Consider the following 21,466-nt stretch of genomic DNA (forward strand, 5'->3'; position numbering starts at 1 on the left):
GGCGCTGCCCCGTGGTCATTAATTACGCAAGGAGCGACTTTTCTGATCCGCCGGTCAGCCTTTTCGCCTTGTGCGTACAGTTGACGGCAATGAGTTGTGTAGAATCGTCGCTATTTACTCGCGTCATTCATGGCCGAAAGGCCCACAGTTCGAGCTCATTGAATGCAGTCACAGGCCCCTGACGTTGGTGCGCCCTCATTACTGGAAGCGTTACGCGCCGGCACCGGCCTGCTGCATGTTGCGCTGGAAGAACGCCTGCCGTTTTTCGCGCCAGACCTGGATGCCGATTGGTATCGGCGCTTGCTCCAGGCGTACTACGGCTTTTACGCGCCCATCGAAGCGGCACTGCACGACAGCGGCTTGATCGCCGGTGGATACGACGCCGTGTTGCGGGTGAAAACGCCCACGCTGCTGAGCGACCTGCACGCCCTCGGCCTGAATGACCTTGCGATCAGTGCCCTGCCCCGTTGCACCGAACTGCCCATTTTTGACGCCCCCGCCGCCTGCCTCGGCGCCCTTTACGTGCTCGAAGGCGCCACCTTGGGCGGCCAAGTGCTGCGCCGGGAAATGGCCCAACGGCTGGGCATCGACGCGAGCAACGGCGGCGCGTTTCTCAATGTTTACGGCGCCAAGACCGGTCGGCGCTGGAAAGACTTTCTCGATTACCTGGGCCGCCAGCCACTCGATGCGCACGCCAAACAGCGTGCCGTGGCGGCGGCCTGTTCGACATTCAGTGGCTTTGAGCAATGGCTCGCCAGCCAGGAGGTACTGCTATGAAACCCGACGATTTTGAAGAGTTGCTTGCCAACTGTGCCGACGAACCCATTCGCTTTCCGGGCGCAATCCAGCCCCACGGTGTGTTGCTGACGCTGTCGGAACCCGACCTGCACATCATCCAGGTCAGCGCCAACGTGGGCACTTTATTCGGCCACGCGCCCCAGACACTGCTGGGTCAGCCGCTGCACACGTTAATTGGCGCAGAACACGCCCAAGCCGTGCGAGCCATGGCTGAACAGAACACGTTTTTCGATGCGCCGCCGCTGCATATCAGCCTCAACGGCGCCCAGTTTGAAGGCCTGTTGCATCGCCATCAAAACGTTCTGGTACTGGAATTCGAGCCGCGCCTTGAAGATTTCAAACCGCGCGCCCTGAATGGCCGCACCAGTGACCTGGGCAAAATGCTGCAACGCCTGCAGTCGGCGAAAACCCTGCAGGCGCTGTACGAAATCAGTGTGAATGAAATCCAGGCCATGACCGGCTATGACCGGGTGCTGATCTATCGCTTTGAAGACGAAGGCCATGGCCAGGTGATCGCCGAAGCGTCGGCGCCGGCCATGGAGCTGTTCAACGGGCTGTTCTTCCCCGCGTCCGACATCCCCGAGCAGGCTCGCGAGCTGTACCGCACCAACTGGCTGCGCATCATCCCGAATGCCGCCTACGAGCCGGTGCCACTGTTGCCCAAACTGCGCCCGGACACCGGCCAGCCGCTGGACTTGAGCTTTGCAACGTTGCGCAGCGTGTCGCCGATTCACTGCCAGTACATGCAGAACATGGGCGTGTTGTCGTCCATGAGCATCTCGTTGATGGCGGGCGACAAGCTCTGGGGCCTGATCAGTTGCGGTAACCGCGAGCCGCTGCTGGTGCCTAACGACCTGCGTGTCGCCTGCCAAACCATCGGCCAAGTGTTGTCATTGCAGATCAGCGCCATGGAAGCGTTGGACCTCAGCCGTCAGCGCGAAGAAAAAGTCGAGGCCCTGGCCCTGCTTGATCGCGCGATGAAAGCCTCTGAGCAAAACGTGTTCGACGGCCTGGCCCAACAGCCGCAAGTGCTGATGGACCTGACCCTGTCGGGCGGCGTGGCGATCATTGAAGACAAACAACTGCACCGTTACGGCAACTGCCCGCATCCGGAGCAGATTCGTGCGCTGCACAAGTGGCTGCAAGCCAGCGGCGAACCGGTGTTTTCCAGCCACAACCTGGTGGCGGTGTACCCGCCCGCCGCCGAGTTCCAGCAAGTCGCCAGTGGCGTGTTGGCCATGAGCCTGCCTAAGCCTGTGGATAACGGTGTGCTGTGGTTTCGCCCGGAAGTGAAAGAGAACATCAACTGGAGCGGCGACCCGAACAAACCCCTGAACCTGGAAACCTCCGACGCCGGTTTACGCCTGCGCCCGCGTACCTCGTTTGAAATCTGGAAAGTGGAAATGGCCGGTATCTCCACCAAGTGGAGTCATGGCGATTTGTTCGCCGCCAACGACCTGCGCCGCTCCGCCCTGGAAAACGACCTGGCCCGCCAAGTGTTGCGCGAGCAGCAAGCCGTGCGTGCGCGGGATGAGCTGGTGGCCGTGGTGTCCCACGACTTGCGCAACCCAATGACGGTTATCTCGATGCTCTGCGGCATGATGCAAAAGGCTTTCAGCTCGGACGGCCCACACACCTCGCGGCGGATTTCCTCGGCCATCGACACCATGCAGCAAGCTGCCGGGCGCATGAACGTGCTGCTGGAAGACTTGCTCGACACCTCGAAGATCGAGGCCGGGCGTTATGTGGTCAAACCGGTTGCGCTGGACGTCAGCCAGATGTTCGAGGAGGCCTATTCCCTGCTCGCGCCACTGGCGATGGAGAAAGGCATCGACCTGTCGTTCAACACCGAGCCCGGCCTGCAGATTCACGCCGACCCGGAGCGCCTGTTCCAGGTGTTGTCGAACCTGATCGGCAACGCCATCAAGTTCACCCCGCGCCAGGGCAACATCGGTATCAGCGCCATGAGCAATGGCGAAGAGATCGTGTTCTCGGTGCGCGACTCCGGCGAGGGTATTGCGCCTGAACAGTTGCCGCATGTGTTTGACCGCTACTGGACGCAGACCGAGAACAACCCCACTGGCAGCGGGTTGGGGTTGTACATCACGCAAGGGATCGTGCAGGCCCATGGCGGGCGGATAGAAGCTGAAAGTGAAGTGGGCCGAGGCAGTGAGTTCAGGTTTACGGTGCCAAAGCCTGCCTGAGAGACGCCCTGATCCTACAATCCAAACATGCGGATACCTATGGCCGGGAACGTAAACCCGGCCAATGCCACTGAAACGATGCGTAATCAAAGGGAATATTGATGCGAGAACACTCCTTCAATTGAGCAAGAGGTTTTCCCATGATCATTGGTAGCCCATTCCACACCCATAACATCAACCAAGCCATACAGCCCGTCGAGCCGCCCGCCAAGCCTCAGGAAAAACCTGCGAATGACGTCAGCGACCCCCAGCAGCAAAACGCCCAATCTCAGTCGAAAAATAGCTCGTCCCTGGATTCCCTCGGGCAAGGCCGCCTGACTTAACGCCGCAAGCGCCGGCGGATGGCCTGTTAACAAAACACTGACATCCGCTGCGCTACGCTTTCAGTTCTTTCTTCTGTGAGCTGCTTGCTTCATGCCGCAACCCGACACACTGCCCGCTGTCATTACCGGCCCACTGCTACGTCGCCTGGAACCCCGGCGCCTGGTGATCTGGCTGGTGGGCAGCCGTGTCCTGGCGTTGTCCTTGAAGCTGATTATTCCCCAGGGCGAAACGCGCACGATTGATCTGGACACAACGCATTGCCAGGTCGTGCCCGTTGGGCGCCATGCGTTCATCCACCTAATCGACGTACAACTGGACGACGCCCTGCCGTTGGACCTGGCGATCGGCTATGACCTGCTGATCGACAACATCGGCATTGCCGAGTGGGCGCCGCACCTGCTGTACGCCGAAAACCAGCCACCCAATTTCGTGCTGCACAGCCGCATCCGCCAGTTGGTGCACGGCTCCTGCCGCAAGCCCCATCACCGCGCCGACGAAGGCCTGCTGTGCGTCGACCGCCTGCTGGCCGAGGCCCACACGCCGACCGAACGCCCAGCCTTGCTGATGATGAGTGGCGACCAGATCTACGCCGACGATGTTGCCGGGCCGATGCTGCGCGCCATTCATGCGCTGATCGCCCGATTGGGCCTGTTTGACGAATACCTCGAAGGCGCGGTGGTGGATGACAGCGCCAGCCTCTACGGGCATCGCGCCAGTTATTACCATCGCGCCGACCTGCTCCCCGCGCTGGACAGCAACGAGACGCTGCGCGAGCGGTTTTTTGGTGGCGTGAAAAAGCCGATTTTCACCAGTAGCACCGCCGACAATCACTTGGTGACCTTTGCCGAAGTAATCGCGATGTACATGCTGGCGTGGTCGCCGACGCCCTGGACGCTGATCGCACCGCAAGCGCCGCAGCTGAGTACCGAGGAACACCAGCGCTATACCCGCGAGCAGGCGCACATCGATAAATTCCGTGACGGCTTGCCAGGCGTTGCGCGGGTGTTTGCTCACCTTTCGACGCTGATGATCTTCGACGATCACGACATCACCGATGACTGGAACCTCAGCGCACAATGGGAAGAAACCGCCTACGGCCATCCGTTTTCCAAGCGCATCATCGGTAATGCGCTGCTCGCGTACATGCTGTGCCAGGGTTGGGGTAACCAACCGGATGTGTTTGGCGAGTTGCTGAGCCAAACCCAGGCCCTGACCGCCCGCGTGCAAGACAACCATCTGCAGGCGGGTGCACACGATGACCTGCTGGAAACGCTGTTGAAGTTCCAGCGCTGGCATTACGTACTGCCCACCACGCCCGCCCTGGTGGTGCTCGACACCCGCACCCGGCGCTGGCGCAGTGAGCTCGCACTCAAGCAACCCTCCGGCCTGCTGGACTGGGAAGCCTTGAGCGAGCTGCAACAGGAACTGCTCGACCACCCTTCGGCGATCATCGTTTCGCCCGCGCCGATCTTTGGCGTCAAGCTGATCGAGACCGTGCAGAAGGTGTTCAGCTGGTGTGGCTACCCACTGCTGGTAGACGCCGAAAACTGGATGGCCCATCGCGGCGCCGCCCAGGTCATCCTCAACATCTTCCGCCACTCGCGCACGCCGGGAAACTACGTGATCCTTTCGGGCGATGTGCATTACTCGTTCGTCTACGAAGTGCTGATCCGCCACCGCAACGGTGGCCCCAGGATCTGGCAGATCACCAGCAGCGGTATCAAGAACGAATTTCCACCGCGCTTGCTGGAATGGTTCGACCGCCTTAATCGCTGGCTCTACTCGCCGCGCTCGCCGCTCAATGGGTTCACTCGCCGCCGCAGCATGCAAGTGGTGCCGCATATTCCGCAGCATGCCGAGGCAGGTGAACGGCTGTGGAATTCAGCCGGCATAGGCCAGGTGTATTTCAATCAGCAGGGCCAGCCGGAGGCGATTTACCAGCACAACGCAGATGGGAAGCCTCGCACGCGGATGGTGGCGCCGGAGTAAACCAACGCTCACACTCAATTTTTCGCTCGAAATAATGGCTCATAGCCACCAAACTAAAGCCGCACAGCCGCCCTATTCAAACCGCGCAAGCCCCGATGTACAGTAGCGCCAGCCACGGAGTATTGGCGTCAACGAAGACTGGCTGTACAAGCCAGCGCACGCAGGGAAGCGCAAAGATGGACGATCACTCCGGCAATAAACCGCTACGCAATGACTTTTCCGAGCTCAACGCCGACATGTTGCATGCCGTCATGGAGCTGGTCAGCGACGGCATCTGGGATTGGAACGCCAACACCGGTTTTGTCTACCGCAACCCCGGCTGGTACGAAATGCTCGGCTACCCGCGCCACTCCCTGGAGAACAGCGTGTTCACCTGGGAGAACGTGATTCACCCCGAGGATTACCCCCGCGTGATGGTCGTGTTTGATGACTACATCAGCCAACGCGCGCCCCATTACCAAGCCGAATATCGCTGCCAAAAAGCAGACGGCACCTACTTGTGGATCGAAGACCGGGGCTACGTGATTGCCCGTAACCCGGATGGATCGGTGGCGCGCATGGTCGGCGCGCACCGCGATATTCATAGCCGCAAGAATTCCATCGAACAGCTGCAAAAGCGCAACCAATCCCTGGAAGCGCTGGTGGCCGATCGCACCCGTGAATTGTCACGGGTCAATCAGCAACTGCAATTGCAGCTCAATGAAAACCGCCTGCTGGCCGAACAGGACGCCCTGACGCGCATCGCCAACCGTTACCGTCTGGAAAAAGTGCTGCTGGAAGAATGCGAGCGTGCTGAGCGTTTCCGCTTGCCGTTGGCCCTGGTGGCCATGGACATCGATGACTTCAAGCCGATCAATGACCAGCATGGCCATGGCATCGGCGACAGGACCCTGGTCCAGGTGGTGCAAGGCCTGGAAGATTGCGTGCGCCCCGGTGATTTACTGGCACGCTGGGGCGGTGATGAGTTTATGGTGATCCTGCCCAAAAGCACCTTGGACACAGCCAGGCAAATGGCCGAAAGGGTTCGGCTGAAAATCACTGAGATCCCCGCCGTGGGCGATTTCAAAGTGACCCTGAGCCTGGGTGTGGTGGAGCGTCGTATGGGCGAAGCCCCGGCCGCCCTGATGGCCCGCGCCGATCAAGCGCTGTACCGGTCCAAGGCAGCGGGGAAAGATGCCGTGTCGGATTAACCACATTCCCACAGCTGCCACAGTTGATCTTCACTGCCCCCTGAATCATCGGCGTGTTTCCCAATGATCAAGCGGCTAACCGCGATTTAATCAACACAGGTAATCCCCTGTGGGAGCTGTCGAGCCTTGGCGAGGCTGCGAAAGCGGTGGGTCAGGCGACCACTCTCCCAACAGTGCCGCCGCCTTCGCAGCCTCGCTGAAGCTCGACAGCTCCCACAGTTGATCTTCATTGCCCCCTGAATCATCGGCGTGTTTCCCAATGATCAGACGGCTAATCGCAATTTAATCAACACAGGTAATCCCCTGTGGGAGCTGTCGAGCCTTGGCGAGGCTGCGAAAGCGGTGGGTCAGGCAACCACTCTCCCAACAGTGCCGCCGCCTTCGCAGCCTCGCTGAAGCTCGACAGCTCCCACAGTTGATCTTCATTGCCCCCTGAATCATCGGCGTGTTTCCCAATGATCAGACGGCTAATCGCAATTTAATCAACACAGGTAATCCCCTGTGGGAGCTGTCGAGCCTTGGCGAGGCTGCGAAAGCGGTGGGTCAGGCGACCACTCTCCCAACAGTGCCGCCGCCTTCGCAGCCTCGCTAAGGCTCGACAGCTCCCACATTTGATCTTCACTGCGCCCTGAATCATCGGCGTGTTTCCCAATGATCAAGCGGCCAACCGCGATTTAATCAGCACAGGTAATCCCCTGTGGGAGCTGTCGAGCTTTGGCGAGGCTGCGAAGGGATCACCGCGCTGTACCTGTCAAACCGCAGCGCCTGCATCGCAGCCTCGCTGAGGCTCGACAGCTCCCACATCAACGCACAGGCGGCGCGTACTGGATGCCGCCGTTGCTCCACAACGCATTGAGTCCGCGCTTGATCTTCAGCACGCTGCCCTGGCCGATATTGCGCTCGAACACTTCGTCGTAGTTGCCCACCTGCTTGACGATTTGCACCACCCAATCCTTGCGCAGCTTCAGGTCTTTGCCGTAATCGCCATCGGCACCCAGCAGTCGTGCCACGTCGGGGTTCTTCGTGGACTTGGCCTGCTCTTCAACGTTCTGCGAAGTGATGCCCATTTCCTCGGCATTGAGCATGGCGAACAAGGTCCACTTGACGATGCTGAACCACTCATCGTCGCCCTTGCGCACCAGCGGCCCCAGCGGTTCTTTGGAGATCACTTCCGGCAGCACCACGAACTCGTCCGGGTGGGCCATCTTGATACGCTGGGCGTACAGGCCGGATTGGTCGGTGGTCAGCACGTCGCAGCGCCCGGCCTCAAGGCCCTTGGCGCTTTCATCGGCGGTGTCGAAGGTGATCGGCGTGTACTTCATTCCGTGGGTGCGAAAGTAATCGGAAACGTTGAGTTCGGTGGTGGTGCCGGCCTGGATGCAAATGGTCGCGCCATCGAGTTGCTTGGCGGCGGTCACGCCCAGTTTGTTATTCACCAGAAAGCCAATGCCGTCGTAATAGGTCACGCCGGTGAACACCAGGCCCATGCCCGAGTCACGGGAACTGGTCCAGGTGGTGTTGCGCGAGATCAGGTCGATTTCGCCGGATTGCAGCGCGGTGAAACGCTCCTTGGCGGTCAACTGGCTGAACTTCACTTTTGAGGCATCGCCGAATACCGCCGCCGCGACGGCGTGGCACACGTCCACGTCAATGCCGGTCATTTTGCCCTGGCTGTCCGGTACACCAAAGCCTGGCAAACCATCGCTGACGCCGCACTGGATAAAGCCTTTTTTCTGGATCGCGTCCAAGGTCACGCCCGCCTGGGCACTGCTCGCCAGGCCCAGTGCCGCAGCGGCAGTGAGGGCGGCCAAAGTGGTCTTGAGGTTGTTCATGCGAGGCACTCCCTGTCGATCTTTATTATTCGGCGCCGCACAGCCCGCGCCGGTTTATAGTGGTGCCGCGCAGTATCGACGGCTTTACACCCCTGCCACAAACGACCTTTAGGCAAAGGCTCCTTCCGATTTGGAATGAACTGCATGATCTCAAAACGCTTGACCCCTTCGATGACTGCCCTGCAGTGCTTCGAAGCCGCCGCCCGCCACCTGAGTTTCACCCGCGCCGCCGAAGAGCTGCACCTGACCCAAAGTGCGGTGAGCAAGCAGGTGGCGCAGCTCGAAGAAATGCTGTGCCACAATCTGTTCGAACGGGTGCGCCAGCGCCTGTACCTGTCGCCGGCCGGCTCGCTGTACCTGGCCGAAGTCCGCAAGATCCTCACCCAGGTCGACATCTCCAGCCGCTACATCCTCACCTATGGCGGCGAGACCGAAGTGTTGCGCATCGCCACCCAGCCGACATTCGGCGACCGCTGGCTGGTGCCCAAACTCAAGGATTTTGCAGCCAGGCATCCGAACATCCACCTGGATGTGCGCAACGAACTCGAACCCTTCGACGTGTTGCAGGCCAAGGCCGATATCGCGTTTTTCTTCGGCCAGGGCTCGTGGCCGGGGGCGACGTGCATTGAGCTGTTTCGCGAAGCCGTGGTGCCGGTCTGTGCGCCGGGCTTTGTCGCCGAAGGCAGCGATGCTTCGTCGCGCCACACTTTGCTGCAATGCACCTCGCGCCCGGAAGCCTGGCACGAATGGTTCCTGGAACAAGGCCTGCATTCGCAGAACAGCTACCACGGGCCGCGTTTCGACACGTTCTACATGTGCATTCGCGCAGCGCAATCGGGCTATGGCGTCGCGTTGGTGCCGCAGTATCTGGTCGCCGAAGAACTGGCCAACGCCAGCTTGATGATTCCGTGGAATTACACAATGTCCAGCGCCGGCGCGCATTTTATCGCCCACGCCGAACATGCCGGCGAAGTCCCTAAAGTCAAAGCCTTCCTGAACTGGATGGTGGACTACGTAAAAGCACATCCCGACTTTTAATAATGACCCGGCGACTTTATTTCGTTTGCGGCAAGGCCGGGTGCGCGACTTAGATAAAAACACGCCCGCCATTGCCGAGTCCGAGATTCATGAGCCGCGAAACCATCAGCCAGTCGATTTCCATCGTTCACCCCATCAGCCTCAGCCACGGCAAAAACGCCGAGGTCTGGGACACCACGGGCAAGCGCTACATCGATTTTGTCGGCGGCATCGGCGTGCTCAACCTCGGCCATTGCCACCCTGGTGTGGTCGAGGCGATTCAAACACAGGCAACCAAACTGACCCACTACGCGTTCAACGCCGTCCCGCACACGCCCTACCTCGAACTGATGGACCGTCTTGCCGCGTTTATCCCGGTGGACTACCCGGTGAGCGGCATGCTCACCAACAGCGGCGCAGAGGCGGCGGAAAACGCCTTGAAGATCGTGCGCGGCGCCACTGGCCGCACGGCGGTGATCGCCTTTGACGGCGCCTTCCACGGCCGCACCCTGGCCACGCTCAACCTCAATGGCAAGGTGGCGCCCTACAAGCAAAAGATCGGCGTACTGCCCGGCCCGGTGTATCACTTGCCTTATCCCAGCGCGGACAACGGCGTGACCTGTGCCGAAGCACTCAAAGCCATGGACCGCCTGTTCAGCGTGGAAATCGACGTTGAGGATGTGGCCTGTTTCATCATCGAGCCGGTGCAGGGCGAAGGCGGTTTCCTCGCCCTGGACGTTGAATTCGCCCAAGCCCTGCGACGTTTCTGTGATGAGAAAAACATCCTGCTGATTGCCGATGAAATCCAATCCGGATTCGGGCGTACCGGCCAGCGCTTCGCCTTCTCGCGCCTGGGCATTGAGCCGGACTTGATCCTGCTCGGCAAAAGCATCGCCGGTGGCGTGCCATTGGGCGCGGTGGTGGGGCGCAAAGCCTTACTCGACAACCTGCCCAAAGGCGGCCTGGGCGGCACGTATTCCGGCAACCCCATCGCTTGCGCAGCCGCATTGGCCACGTTGGATGCGATGACCGATGAACACTTGAAAACCTGGGGTTCACACCAGGCAGAAGCCATCGTCAGCCGTTATGAAACATGGCGTACGCAAGGTTTGCCCTATGTGGGCCGCCTAACCGGCGTCGGCGCCATGCGCGGCATCGAGCTGGCCAACGCCGATGGCACGCCCGCGCCCCAGCAACTGACCCAACTGCTGAGCCTGGCGCGGGACGCCGGCCTGCTGCTGATGCCCAGCGGCAAGTCGCGGCACATTATTCGGCTGCTGGCACCGCTGACCATCGAACCTGCGGTGCTGGAGGAAGGCCTGGATATTCTCGAGGCCTGCCTCAAACAGCTGACTCAGTAGCGTGCGTCGGCGGGCTTGCCGCCGTTAGGCCAGTCTTTGACCTTGTCGGGGAAATCCGGACGCGGTTGAGTGGAGAAGTACGCCGCCACGTCCACCGCTTCCTGGTCCGACAACCCGCCCTGCCCCAACGGGAATTTCTCGTGGAAGCCGATCGGCATGTTGCGTTTGACGAACGCCGCCGCCGTGTAGGGCCGCGCCATGCCGGCGCCGATGTTGAACGACTGCTCGCCCCACAACGGCGGGTACACCCACTCGCCATCGGCACGCGCCAGGCCCTGGCCGTTGTCGCCATGGCACACCGCGCATTGCTTGGCGTACACCTGTTTGCCGTTCTCAAGGTCCGGTTTGATCGACGGGTCAATCTTGCCCACGCCACGCCCGGCGACTTTGTCTTCGGGGCGGGTGTTGTTTTTCATCCAGTCGAAGTACGCGACCATCGCCTGCATATCCGCCGATTGCGGCGGCAGGGGTTTGCCATTCATCGAACGGCGGAAGCAGCCGTTGATGCGTTCCTCCAAGGTGACCACCTTGCCCGCGCGCGGCGCATAGCTGGGGAAGAACGCCGACACGCCCACAAACGGCGAGCCGTCCGCCACGGTGCCGGCGTTGAGATGGCAGCTGGTGCAATTGAGCGCGTTGCCGACGTTGTTCGGCAGCAGCGCTTTGGTTTGCAGGTGCAGGCGCATGCCGCGAATCACTTGGTCGGCATTCGGCGCAGCGAGTAAATCGGCCAGGCGTGGGGTTTCGAAAGCCGACGAATCAGTGGTGGCGGGGTTGAGTTGGTCACGCAGTTTTTTCACTTGGGCGGCGCTGATCGGCGTGCCCTCGTTGCCCCAGCGGGTGCGCACGAAGCTCAGGATCTCGGCGATTTCCTGGTCCGCCAAGCGGCTGAAACCCGGCATGGTGTAGACCCGCGGGTGGGTGGCGGTTTGTGCGGTTTCCCAGCCGGTCAGGGTGATGTGCAGCAGCGAGGTCGGGTTGTTGGCCGCGATGCTCGGGTTGCCGGCCAGCGGTGGGAACAAGCCTTTCACGCCGCCGCCGTCGCTGCGGTGGCAGTCGCTGCAAAACTGCATGTAACCCAGGCCGCCACGGCTGGTAAACAGGTCCGCCGGTGGCGCAGCGGGGCCGTGGGCGACCGACGGCATCGGCAGATCATCTTTGCCTGGCGGCAGGGATTTGAGGTAGCTGGCAATGGCGGTGAGGTCGTCGTCGCTGAAATGCTGAGTGCTATGGTGAATCACGTCAGCCATATTGCCGGCCACCGTGGCAAAACGGTTCTGCCCGGTCTTGAGCAGTTGCACGGTGTCTTCCACCGTCCACAGGTTGCGCAGGCTCAAGGCACGCCAGTGTTCAACGGTTTCGCCGGCCAGGTAATGCTGGCCGCTGCGGCCGTCATCACGCATGGCTTTTTCCTGGAAGGCAATGCCGCGTGGCGTGTGACAGGAGCCGCAATGGCCCAGGCCCTGGACCAGGTAGGCGCCACGGTTGAGCACCTCGTTACGGTTCGGGTCCGGCTGGAACGGCTGCTTGTCGAGAAAAGCAAAATTCCACAGCGCCAGGCCCCAGCGTTGGTTGAACGGGAAGCCCATGTCGGCTTCGAGGTTGGCCTGCTGCACGGGCTCGACGCCCTGCATCAGGTAGGCGTAGAGGGCGCGCATGTCCTGCTCGCTCATTTTGGCGTAGGACGGGTACGGCATCGCCGGGTAAAGATTCATGCCTGTCGGCGTCACGCCTTCACGCATCACTTTGTCGAACTGCTCGAAGGTGTAGGCGCCGATACCGGTCTCACGGTCGGGGGTGATGTTGCTCGAATAGATCGTGCCCATCGGCGTGCTCAGCTCCAGCCCGCCGGCCATCACCTTGCCTTGCCTGGCGGTGTGGCAGGCGATGCAGTCGCCCAGTTGCGCAACGTATTGGCCGTGTTCGATGTCGGTGGGAGCGGCTTGCAGAGGTAGCGCCAGACACAGCGTCGCCCCCAGCAAGGCCAGGCGTGGCAGGGAGAAGGCCATGGCATTAATCCTTTAATAACCTGGCGTGGAGTGGTCTCCTCGGCGCAGGTAGGTCATCGTTTTTATGGGTTTATCAGGCCTGCGTGTTGTAACGGGTTTTGCGGCGTGGGGTGTTGATGTGGGTCAGGGTCGAATTGATGGACATAACCGTGAAGACTCAAGGATTATCCACCGCCTACCCACACTGCAAGGAAGCACCCCATGCTCGATATCCTCCAAGGCACGCCCCTTTGGGTGTACGCCGTTTACCTGTGGATTTGTTATTACGGCATCAAGGCCGGCCTGGGCGGGCGGGAGAATCGTCGCTCGTTGATGATCCTGCCGGTGGTGTTGGTGGTGTGGTCGCTGATGTCACTGGCGCCGTCGATGCTGTCGAGCAGTGCCTGGGTCGGCGGCGCGCTGGTGGGCAGCCTGGTGGGCATACTGCTGTTCAACGCCGACGGCGCGCAGCTCGCTGCCAATGGCGAAACGCTGGTGTTGCCGGGCACCTGGAAAACCTTGCTGATCTCCCAGCTGTTCTTTGCCGTGAAGTATTACTTCGGCTATCAGCAGGCGGTGCATCCGCTGTTTTTGAGCACGCCAGAGATGCTGGTGGCGGTGGGCGCTGTGTCGGGGTTTACCGTTGGTCTGTTCTGCGGGCGGGCCGTGCGGTTGCAGCGGGCGTTGACGGCGTTGCGCCGCGATAAGGGCGTTGTGCTGCCTTGACCTGATCTGCCTGCCCACTGAAAATGCGCGACGCTTTTTTGTCCCGTTTACTGAAGTAGTGAAATTTCAATGTCCGATTCTTACACCGAACACTCCACCGAAGAATCCGTAACAGCCCTGCGATCCAAGGCTGAATACGAAAACGCCATCAATCTTTCACAGCATGTGCCGGCGGCCAAGATCATCAGCGAGATGGTGCTGGACGCGTTCCACACCTCCAAGGAAAGCGACCAGATCCGCGAGTTGCGCGTGGCCATCCGCCAGGCCCACGACGCCTTTGACGACGACAAGGCCTACGACCTGATGGGCCAGCTCAAGCAGCTCAAAGACGCCGAGGCCGCCGACAACATCGCCCTGGAAGACCTCAGCAGCAAATTCTCGATCAGCCGCATCCTGTCCAGCTTCAAGGACGACCCCGAGTTTCAGGAGCTGGTCTACGGCCTGGCGCTCAAGGTGCTGAACCAGTCCCACCAGGCGATCAGCAACCCAAGCGCCGGCAAGAGCAAGGCCTCGCGGCCGAAGAAAGAAGCCGAAGTGTTTGTGATCAGCAAGGACGGCATCAGCGTTACGCTGCCGCTGCGCACGCCGCGTTCCAAGTTGAACGTCGACCGTGAGGCGTTGGAGTTCCTGGGCTTTACGTTTGTGGGTGAAGGCAGCGAGGCGGAACTGGAAAGTGAAACCTTCGTCGACAACAGTGGCGAAGAGCAGCCGGTCACGCGTAAAAGCATCGTCACCGCGCTGCAACAGCAAAGCGCCTTTGACGGCTACGCCATCGCCGCGCAGTAAGCGGCTGACGCAATAAGGCGCGCGCGCAATGCGTTGCGCCTGGTGGCGTTTACGCCTCCTTGTTCCATAACACCGCCGAACCTTTCATCACGCCCACCGCGACCGCGAACAGCAGCAAGACAAACCCTGCCAGCAACCACGGCGACGGCAAGGATGGCTGCGAGACCAGCATAAACGCCAACGACGGCGCGACCATCACGCCGATATTCACGCCCGCCGCGTAATAACCCAGGTTGCGGTCCACGGTATGGCGGCTGGAAATGCTGCTGACGTAGTGGGTGATGCCCGGGAACACGATCATCTCGCCCAGGCTCCACAGCACCGTGGCCAGCATCAACAGTGCCCCGACCTGACCAAACCCCATCAAGAAAAAACCGACGCCAGCCAGCAGGAAACCGGCGATCAGCGCGCGGCAGCTCGACAGGTGCGCCATGCGCAGGTTGATCGGCACTTCGAACACAATCACCAGCAACGCGTTGATGAGGAAGATGATGCCCACGTAATACGCCGGCAGTTCGGTGTAGTTGATGATGTACGCCGACAGAAAGGTCGGTGGCAATGCGTAGGCCACGTGAACCGGCAGTGCCGCCAGCAGAATCACCAGCAGCCGCGAGCGCTCATGGGGCGCGGCCTCCGGTAAGCCCTCGCCTTTGCCGGCCACCGGCGCGCCGTGTGCCACGGGCTTGGAGCGCGCGAGATACAGGCAGGCGGCGAAGGCCAGCAGGGACAACAACGCATTGATGTAGAACACCGCATCGGGATGGCTCAGGAACACCAGGCTGCCCAGCAATGGCCCGATGGCCATGCCGACGTTGATCGCCAGGCGGTTGCAGGAAAACGCCACTTTGCGCGTCTCCAACGTGCTATGGGCCACGGTTTCGGAAAACGTCGCCGGCGTGAAGGCCTCGTAGCAGGCGCCCCACAGAAACGACAACACCAACAGTGCGAGCGGGTTTTCCACCGACGGGATGACCAGCAGCAGCAAGGCATTGAGCAGCAATGCGCCGAGGATCACGCGGTTGGCGGAAAAGCGCTTGATCACCGCACCGATGATCAGGTCGGTGCACAGCGCCCCCGCACCGTACACGCCCACCAACACGCCTGCGGTGGCTGCCGACACGGCGTGCTGGTGAATCAGGTACGCCGCGTAGAAAGGAAACGCCAGGGTGCCCATGCGGAACACCAGCGTAATCACGAACAAGGCCTGCAGCCGGGCATTCAGGCCGCGTAATGCGCGATAGGTGCCCATCAGCAAGGCCCGCTGCAACGGATGTCGACCAAGGCTGCGTAACGTTTCATGCGGCTGTCCCTTCGCAATGGTGATGCCGGTTGATCCGGCGTCACACTCAAGGCTTGGGAACGTAATGCAGCACTGCCGGGCCAACAAGCTGCCCATAAGGACAGGTAAGGTCAGGACGGGTGGCGGATATAGCCCAGTTGCAGAGCCTTGCGGATCGCCGATTTACCATTGGTAACGTCCAGCTTGGCAAAGATGTTCTTCATATGAAACTTGACCGTGTGCGACGTCATCGACGTCAACAGCGCCACTTCGTTGTAGGTCTTGCCCAGGCTGGCCCAGGTCAGCACTTCGGTTTCGCGTGGCGTCAGCACCGTGTGCGGCTCAACGGCCGGGTGCTGCTCCAAGGCCTCGTCATACACCGAGACCAGCAGCATCTGCAGCTCACTCTGGAAAGCCTGCACGGTTTCGCGAAACTGTTGTTCCTCGCCGAAGCTGCACAGGTTGAGGACCGAGTAGAACCCCCGATTGCCATGCACGATGAAACTTGCGCCCTCGCCCACCGGCTTGCACGGGCCTGGCACCGGCCGCGCTTCGTCGGCCGGAGCGAGCAGGTTTTCATCGCTCCAGAAAAACGGTTTGATGCGCTTACGGGTCAGGGCAACCAGCTCGCCGCGCCGGTAGAAATCATCCGCGGTATCGGAAGGTTCCAGGGCATCGGGGTAATTGGAAATAATCTGCGCTTCGTCCAGCGGCGGCCCGCACTGGTAGACCTCAAAGTGCCCCAGGCCACGGCGGCTCAGCTCGGTATCGAGCAATTGCCGCACCTCTTCGGGTTCCAGGGGCGTGGGCGTGTCGGGGTGTCCATTGCGTCGCATGCGTATCGTCCTTGATCATTCAACACGGTCGAGAATGCGGCATGCCTTGCGCGCCTGTCCAGGCCTTAAGCACTCACCACCTGCGCCGCGAACACCTCGCGAAAGCGCTGCATCTCGTGCTTATTGCCCACCGTCACGCGCACCCAGTGCGGCCAGTCCTTCCAGACTCGCCCGATCAACACGCCGTGTGCGGCGAGCTTCTCGATCACCTGCTCGGCCGGTTGCTTCACATCGATCATGAAGCAGTTGCTCTGCGACGCGGTACAGGTGAACCCCCGGCCCTTGAGCCACGCCACGGTCTCGTCGCGCAACTGGGCATTGAGCGCCTTGCGCTGTGGCAACAGCTTGATGTCTTCCAGACTCGCTCGGGCGCCCAGCAGCGTAGAAGCCGCCGGCACGTTGTCGCCGCCGAACACCGCCAGCCGCTCCAGCAGCGTCTGGTGGCCGATCGCCAGGCCCAGGCGTGCACCGGCCATGCCGTAGATTTTCGAGAAGGTACGCAGCACCAGCAAATCGTCGTGGTCCTTGACCCAACTGACCACGCTTGGCGTGTCGGAAAAATCGATATAGGCCTCGTCCACCACCAGCACACAGCCTTGGGGTTTGTTCACCAGCGCCTGACGGATCGCCTCGGTCGGGGTGATCGTGCCGGTCGGGTTGTTGGGGTTGCACAGGTAGAGCATGCCCGCGTGTGGATCGGCAGCGAGCATCGCCGGTACGTCATGGGCGTGGTGGGCGTCGAGGCTTACTTCATGAACCTGTGTCTTGCAGGATTCGGCGGCCTGGCGCGGCACTTCGTAGGACGGCGTGGCCATGACCAGGCCGCGGGTTGAGCGGGTGAATGCCAGCACCGCGTAGCGCAGGGCGGCCATGGAACCGGCAAACACCGCGACGTTTTCTTCGGTGATGCCTTGCTGCTGGGCAAACAATGCGGCTAACGCGTACATGTCCGGGTAGGGATAACGCCCCGACGTCGCGACCCCGCGCTGCATGGCCTCACGCGCGGCGCCTGAAGGGCCGTAGGGGCTTTCGTTGTAGTTGAGCCGCACCTTGTCAGGCGTCGCCGGGGCAGCGAGCGCCCAATCCAGATGCCCGAGCACGGGCAGGGCCGCACCGAGGGCGAGAAGGGACCGACGACTTACGCTGACCATGGGGCTACTCCTTGTAGACGGGTGATCGATTCGCACAGTGCGTACAAGGAAGTATGACGAGGAAGGTGGCGGCTGATTTAACCGGCTGCTGGGAATCAGGGCTCCGGGGAATCAGCTCTCCAGGTAGTCGGCAATGGGATAGCGCGCGCACAGGGCTTCAACCTCTGAACGCGTCTGCTGGCAAACTGCAGGCTCCAGGTGGTATTCCTGCTCGCCCAGCGGTGTCACACCGTCCAGCACCCGGCAAACCAGCTCGATCACCTGGCGGCAGCCTTCACGATCCAGCCTGCGCTGCGCCATGGAGCCGGTGCCGATACACAACCCGCTGGTCACCAACGACGAGCGTGTCTCGCCCGGCACGCGATGTTTGTTCACGACGATGCCGCACTGCTCCAGCGCCGACTCGGCGATAGCCCCGGTCATGGCGCCTTGCAAGCGGATCAACAGCGTATGGTTTTCACTGCGCCCGCCGACCACGTCGTAGCCATTGGCCTGAAACGCGCAGGCCGCTTCATCGGCAAGTGTACGAACCCGGCCCATGCAGGCGTCGAATTGCGCCGATTTCGCGTAACCCAGCGCGGCGGCTTTTGCCGCGATCAGGTTGACCGCCGGCGCGCCCTGCATGCGCGGGAACACGGCCTGATCGAGTACGCGACTGAAGGTCGAGCGCAAGCCGGGGACTTTGGTGTTGGCGTCGCGGCCCGACAGAATCAGCCCGCCGCGAGGGCCGCCGAGTTGTTTGTGCGTGCAGGTGACGGTGACGTGGGCGGCGTTGATCGGGTTCGGGTGACGCCCCGTCACCACCAGCCCGGCGATATGGGAAATGTCCGCCAACAGGATCGCGCCCGCCTCATCGGCAATCGCGCGAAACCGCTCGAAGTCCACCACCCGCGAGTAAGCCGACGCACCACAGATGATGATGCGTGGTCGATGTGCCAACGCCAGGCTGCGTACCTGCGCGTAATCGATCAGGCCATCGGCATCGGTGCCGTAGCGAATGGCCTTGTAGTAGGCGCCCGTGAACACCGCCGGGCTGCCAAGGGTGAGATCACCGCCGTGGTCGTGGGCCATGCCGAGCAAGGTATCGCCAGGCTCCAGCAGCGCGCTGAGTACTTGGGCAATTGCGTTGGAGGCCGAGTGCGACTGCACACTGGCGTAGTGGGCGTCGAACAGTTCGCGGGCGCGGCGAATGGCCAGGGCTTCGACCAGGTCGACGTTTTCGCAGCCGGCACGCTGACGTTTGCCGGGCATGCCTGCGGCGCTCACATTGACCAATGCCGAGGCACACGCCACCAGCGTCCGTGGTGTGACCGCGCAGGAAGAGGAAACCAGAGACAGGGTGCGGTGCTGGCGCAAGACCTCGGCATCGAGGAGGCTCGCCAGCTCGAAATCTTCAGCGTGCAGATCGGCCAGGCCACGACGCAGCAAGTCGGCCTGGTCTTTGAGGTGTGCGGTGTTGACTGCCATCAGTGCGGGTCCCTTCCTGGGCGTTGCATGCCGGTCCATCCTGAACCGCGGGCTTTTATTAAACAGGAAATTAAACAGGAAATTAAACATTTTCCAAATTTAATGTGCTTTTTTGCCCAGCCGGAACCGAGCGTCGGCGCAGCAACAGCGCACCCGGGACTTTATTGTTAGGGCCCACGCATGCAACACTCCCGCCGCCGCGACGCCGCACGCGCCGCGCACAGGGATGGCATGACTAAAAGGAAGTGGTGAGCACGTGATACACAGACGGGAAAAAACCGAGCACTTGAAGAGCAACATCAAGTACTTGATCAAAAGCCGCGGCGAAACGCAGCTGTCGTTATGCAGTGCCGCCGGCCTGACCAGGACCACCATCTACAACATCCTGGAAGGCAAGGTCGTCAACGTCCAGCAGTCCACCATTCGCAAGATTTCGGATTTCTTCGGCGTCTCTTACGACGAGATTGAAACCATCGATTTTGAAGCCAAGGAAATCATCGAGAGCAGTGTTTCCCCCCAGGGCAACATGAACCCGGCGGCGGTGCCGATCCTCACGGAAAGCCTGGTGATCCAGAACCTGGACAAGCGCATTGGCGAACTGGCGACGCTGTACCCGCTGACCTACTACTTCGGCACCTCGCATAACCTGATCGCGGTGCGCCTGGAACACGCGATCCCCGGCATCAATGAGCCGGGTGATCTATTGATCGTGCAAAAAGGCTCGTCGAGCGACGGCAAAGAAAAGCTGGTGTACGACCGCGCCACCAAACGCATGCTGATCACCCTTGAAGCCTCTGCCTACTCGGACCGCCTGTGCGTGGTCGGCGATATCATCGAGGAGCGCTTCAATGACCACGTCTGAAGCGGGCATCGAAAACAGCAAATACAAACTGCTGGGCTTTGAAAATGACAAGCGCCTGGCCGTGATCATGGTGATCGCCACGGGCAAGGTCATCAAGATGAAACTGAGCGAAGTACTCAACAGCGAAATAATGGACAACCTAAACAAAATGGAAGTTAAGAACATGTACAAGAAGTTTTATTCGCAGGGCGGGGCACTCACCGCCTACGATATAAACGACCGCAATGAAAGCTCCTGGATGATTTACATCATTCTGAACTTGCTGCTCTTCACGTTTTATATCTTCACCAGCATTGCCGCGACTAAGCCGCTTTACCTGGAATCGCTGGGCATCATCGTTACGCCGGGCACGTTTCTGTATCCGTTGACCTTTTTGATCGTGGATTTGCTTAACGAGCAATTCGGCCTGCGCCTGGCCAGAAGGGCCATTTTGTTTGCGTTTGCCAGCAACGCGATGATCATCATCTTGCTGTATGGCTCGACCTTTCTGCCGGGGCTGCCGGGCTGGAAACTGGACGGGCCGTATAACGACGTGATCATTCAAGTGTCTTCGGTTCTGGTCGCCTCCTCGGTGTCGTTCCTGGTGTCGGAGAATATAAACTCGTACTTGCTGTGCAAGATCAAGGAACTGACCAATTCCAAATACTTGTACCTGCGCATTTTCTTCAGCACGTTCTTTGCGGTGATTATCGACAGCTTCCTGTTTTGCTTCATCGCCTTTTATGGCGCGATGCAGACCAGTGACATCCTGAGCATGATCTACGTGCAGATTGCGATCAAAGTGGGTTTTGCGTTTTTCAACATCGCACCGGCCTACGGGGCGCGTGCGTTGTTCAAGCGCTGGATTACCGGTACTGCCAGCTGATGTAATTCGCTCCCACACAAGCCAGCTCCCACAATTGACCGAGTATGGTCCCTACACGCTAGCCCAACTGCAACTTACCTTTCAGGCTCTGCATCACAGCCGCCTTGTCCTGCAAATACTCATTCAAACCGCGTGCACGCAGGTTGCAAGCATCGCAGTTACCGCAGCCACTGCCGATAACGCCGTTGTAGCAGGTCAGCGTCTGGTGACGCACCAGCTCCAACTGGTTGTGGTAGTCGGCCAAGGCCCAGGTTTCGGCCTTGTTCAGCCACATCAACGGCGTGTCCAGGCGCAGCTTGTATTCCATGCCCAGCTCGAGTGCCTTGTTCAACGCTTTGACGAATTCGTCGCGGCAGTCGGGGTAGCCCGAGAAGTCGGTTTCGCACACGCCGGTGATGACGGTTTCGGCCTTCACCTGGTAGGCGTAGATCGACGCCAGGGTCAGGAACAGGATATTGCGGCCCGGCACAAAGGTGCTTGGCAGGCTGCCACCTGAGCTGTCCACGGTCGGTACGGGAATGTTGTCGCGGGTCAGGCTGCTGATGGCCAGCTCGTTGAGCAAGGACACGTCCATGACTTTGTGGACGGTGGCGCCCAACTGCTTGGCGAGCTTCTGGGCCACTTCGATTTCCGCCACATGGCGCTGGCCATAGTCGAAGGTGATGCAGTGTACTTCGTCGTACAGCGGCAGTGCCTGGATCAGACAGGTCGTGGAGTCCTGCCCGCCACTGAACACCATCACGGCTTTTTTAGTCATTACGTTGCTTCCTGCAGGTTAAAAATGTGGGAAT

18 protein-coding genes are annotated in these 21,466 nt (G+C 60.6%); 11 read left to right on the plus strand and 7 right to left on the minus strand.

All coding sequences use genetic code 11. The annotated features are described in order from the left end of the window. The first annotated feature begins 162 nt into the window (after window positions 1-162). The 5 genes from L8I05_RS19560 (at window position 163) to L8I05_RS19580 (ending at window position 6,505) form a co-directional block, all read left to right on the plus strand. Entirely contained in the window at window positions 163-777 is a 615-nt protein-coding gene (locus tag L8I05_RS19560; protein WP_242171061.1) for a biliverdin-producing heme oxygenase, read from the plus strand. Continuing rightward, window positions 774-3,002 (plus strand): ATP-binding protein, encoded by a 2,229-nt coding sequence (locus L8I05_RS19565; protein ID WP_242171064.1) that lies wholly within the window; start codon window positions 774-776, stop codon window positions 3,000-3,002. The genes L8I05_RS19560 and L8I05_RS19565 overlap by 4 nt, the downstream gene beginning before the upstream one ends. A gap of 140 nt (window positions 3,003-3,142) precedes the next feature. Continuing rightward, the gene (locus L8I05_RS19570) at window positions 3,143-3,325 is read left to right on the plus strand and encodes a hypothetical protein (protein ID WP_242171066.1); all 183 of its coding nucleotides are present in this window, start codon (window positions 3,143-3,145) and stop codon (window positions 3,323-3,325) included. Window positions 3,326-3,416: 91 nt separating this feature from the next. Further along, window positions 3,417-5,315: an alkaline phosphatase D family protein gene (locus L8I05_RS19575; protein ID WP_242171067.1), complete on the plus strand. Its 1,899-nt coding sequence runs from the start codon at window positions 3,417-3,419 to the stop codon at window positions 5,313-5,315. Window positions 5,316-5,491: 176 nt separating this feature from the next. Further along, window positions 5,492-6,505, plus strand: coding sequence for a sensor domain-containing diguanylate cyclase (locus tag L8I05_RS19580; protein WP_242171068.1), 1,014 nt, complete (start codon window positions 5,492-5,494; stop codon window positions 6,503-6,505). Between the two features lie 803 nt (window positions 6,506-7,308). Here L8I05_RS19580 and L8I05_RS19585 read toward each other — a convergent pair. Continuing rightward, window positions 7,309-8,337, minus strand: coding sequence for an amino acid ABC transporter substrate-binding protein (locus tag L8I05_RS19585; protein WP_242171069.1), 1,029 nt, complete (start codon window positions 8,335-8,337; stop codon window positions 7,309-7,311). Between the two features lie 147 nt (window positions 8,338-8,484). On the opposite strand from L8I05_RS19585, the gene L8I05_RS19590 reads away from it, so the two are divergent. Both L8I05_RS19590 and L8I05_RS19595 read left to right on the plus strand, forming a co-directional pair. Beyond that, window positions 8,485-9,375, plus strand: coding sequence for a LysR substrate-binding domain-containing protein (locus L8I05_RS19590; protein ID WP_242171183.1), 891 nt, complete (start codon window positions 8,485-8,487; stop codon window positions 9,373-9,375). 89 nt (window positions 9,376-9,464) lie between these two features. Next, entirely contained in the window at window positions 9,465-10,715 is a 1,251-nt protein-coding gene (locus tag L8I05_RS19595) for an aspartate aminotransferase family protein (protein ID WP_242171070.1), read from the plus strand. Here L8I05_RS19595 and L8I05_RS19600 read toward each other — a convergent pair. Continuing rightward, window positions 10,709-12,724: a c-type cytochrome gene (locus tag L8I05_RS19600; RefSeq protein WP_242171071.1), complete on the minus strand. Its 2,016-nt coding sequence runs from the start codon at window positions 12,722-12,724 to the stop codon at window positions 10,709-10,711. The two genes, L8I05_RS19595 and L8I05_RS19600, sit on opposite strands and share 7 nt — an antisense overlap. Before the next feature lie 201 nt (window positions 12,725-12,925). Here L8I05_RS19600 and L8I05_RS19605 point away from each other — a divergent pair, with 201 nt between their 5' ends. Both L8I05_RS19605 and L8I05_RS19610 read left to right on the plus strand, forming a co-directional pair. Continuing rightward, window positions 12,926-13,429 carry a hypothetical protein gene (locus tag L8I05_RS19605; RefSeq protein WP_242171073.1) on the plus strand — a complete coding sequence of 168 codons (504 nt, stop codon included), beginning with the start codon at window positions 12,926-12,928 and terminating at the stop codon, window positions 13,427-13,429. 69 nt (window positions 13,430-13,498) lie between these two features. Then, a complete protein-coding gene (locus tag L8I05_RS19610; RefSeq protein WP_242171076.1) occupies window positions 13,499-14,215 on the plus strand; it encodes a hypothetical protein in 717 nt (238 codons plus the stop codon). Window positions 14,216-14,264: 49 nt separating this feature from the next. Here the strand turns inward: L8I05_RS19610 and L8I05_RS19615 are convergent, their stop codons facing one another. From L8I05_RS19615 to L8I05_RS19630, 4 genes are all read right to left on the minus strand, one after another. Next, window positions 14,265-15,464: an MFS transporter gene (locus L8I05_RS19615; RefSeq protein WP_242171079.1), complete on the minus strand. Its 1,200-nt coding sequence runs from the start codon at window positions 15,462-15,464 to the stop codon at window positions 14,265-14,267. Window positions 15,465-15,625: 161 nt separating this feature from the next. Continuing rightward, window positions 15,626-16,330 carry a LuxR family transcriptional regulator gene (locus L8I05_RS19620; protein ID WP_242171082.1) on the minus strand — a complete coding sequence of 235 codons (705 nt, stop codon included), beginning with the start codon at window positions 16,328-16,330 and terminating at the stop codon, window positions 15,626-15,628. A gap of 65 nt (window positions 16,331-16,395) precedes the next feature. After that, a complete protein-coding gene (locus L8I05_RS19625) occupies window positions 16,396-17,481 on the minus strand; it encodes a pyridoxal phosphate-dependent aminotransferase (RefSeq protein WP_242171084.1) in 1,086 nt (361 codons plus the stop codon). Window positions 17,482-17,592: 111 nt separating this feature from the next. Next, on the minus strand, window positions 17,593-18,948 hold the full coding sequence (locus tag L8I05_RS19630; RefSeq protein ID WP_242171085.1) for a serine hydroxymethyltransferase: 1,356 nt from the start codon (window positions 18,946-18,948) through the stop codon (window positions 17,593-17,595). A gap of 256 nt (window positions 18,949-19,204) precedes the next feature. On the opposite strand from L8I05_RS19630, the gene L8I05_RS19635 reads away from it, so the two are divergent. After that, window positions 19,205-19,810 (plus strand): helix-turn-helix transcriptional regulator, encoded by a 606-nt coding sequence (locus L8I05_RS19635; RefSeq protein WP_242171086.1) that lies wholly within the window; start codon window positions 19,205-19,207, stop codon window positions 19,808-19,810. Then, window positions 19,797-20,675, plus strand: a complete 879-nt coding sequence (locus L8I05_RS19640; RefSeq protein WP_242171087.1) for a queuosine precursor transporter — start codon at window positions 19,797-19,799, stop codon at window positions 20,673-20,675. The genes L8I05_RS19635 and L8I05_RS19640 overlap by 14 nt, the downstream gene beginning before the upstream one ends. A 58-nt stretch (window positions 20,676-20,733) precedes the next feature. Here the strand turns inward: L8I05_RS19640 and queC are convergent, their stop codons facing one another. After that, the gene (queC, locus tag L8I05_RS19645) at window positions 20,734-21,432 is read right to left on the minus strand and encodes a 7-cyano-7-deazaguanine synthase QueC (RefSeq protein WP_242171088.1); all 699 of its coding nucleotides are present in this window, start codon (window positions 21,430-21,432) and stop codon (window positions 20,734-20,736) included. Window positions 21,433-21,466: the final 34 nt, after the last annotated feature.

It is taken from the genome of Pseudomonas sp. MONT-RG-20F-20-E-7-02, from assembly GCF_022662395.1.
In the GTDB taxonomy this organism is placed as follows: domain Bacteria; phylum Pseudomonadota; class Gammaproteobacteria; order Pseudomonadales; family Pseudomonadaceae; genus Aquipseudomonas.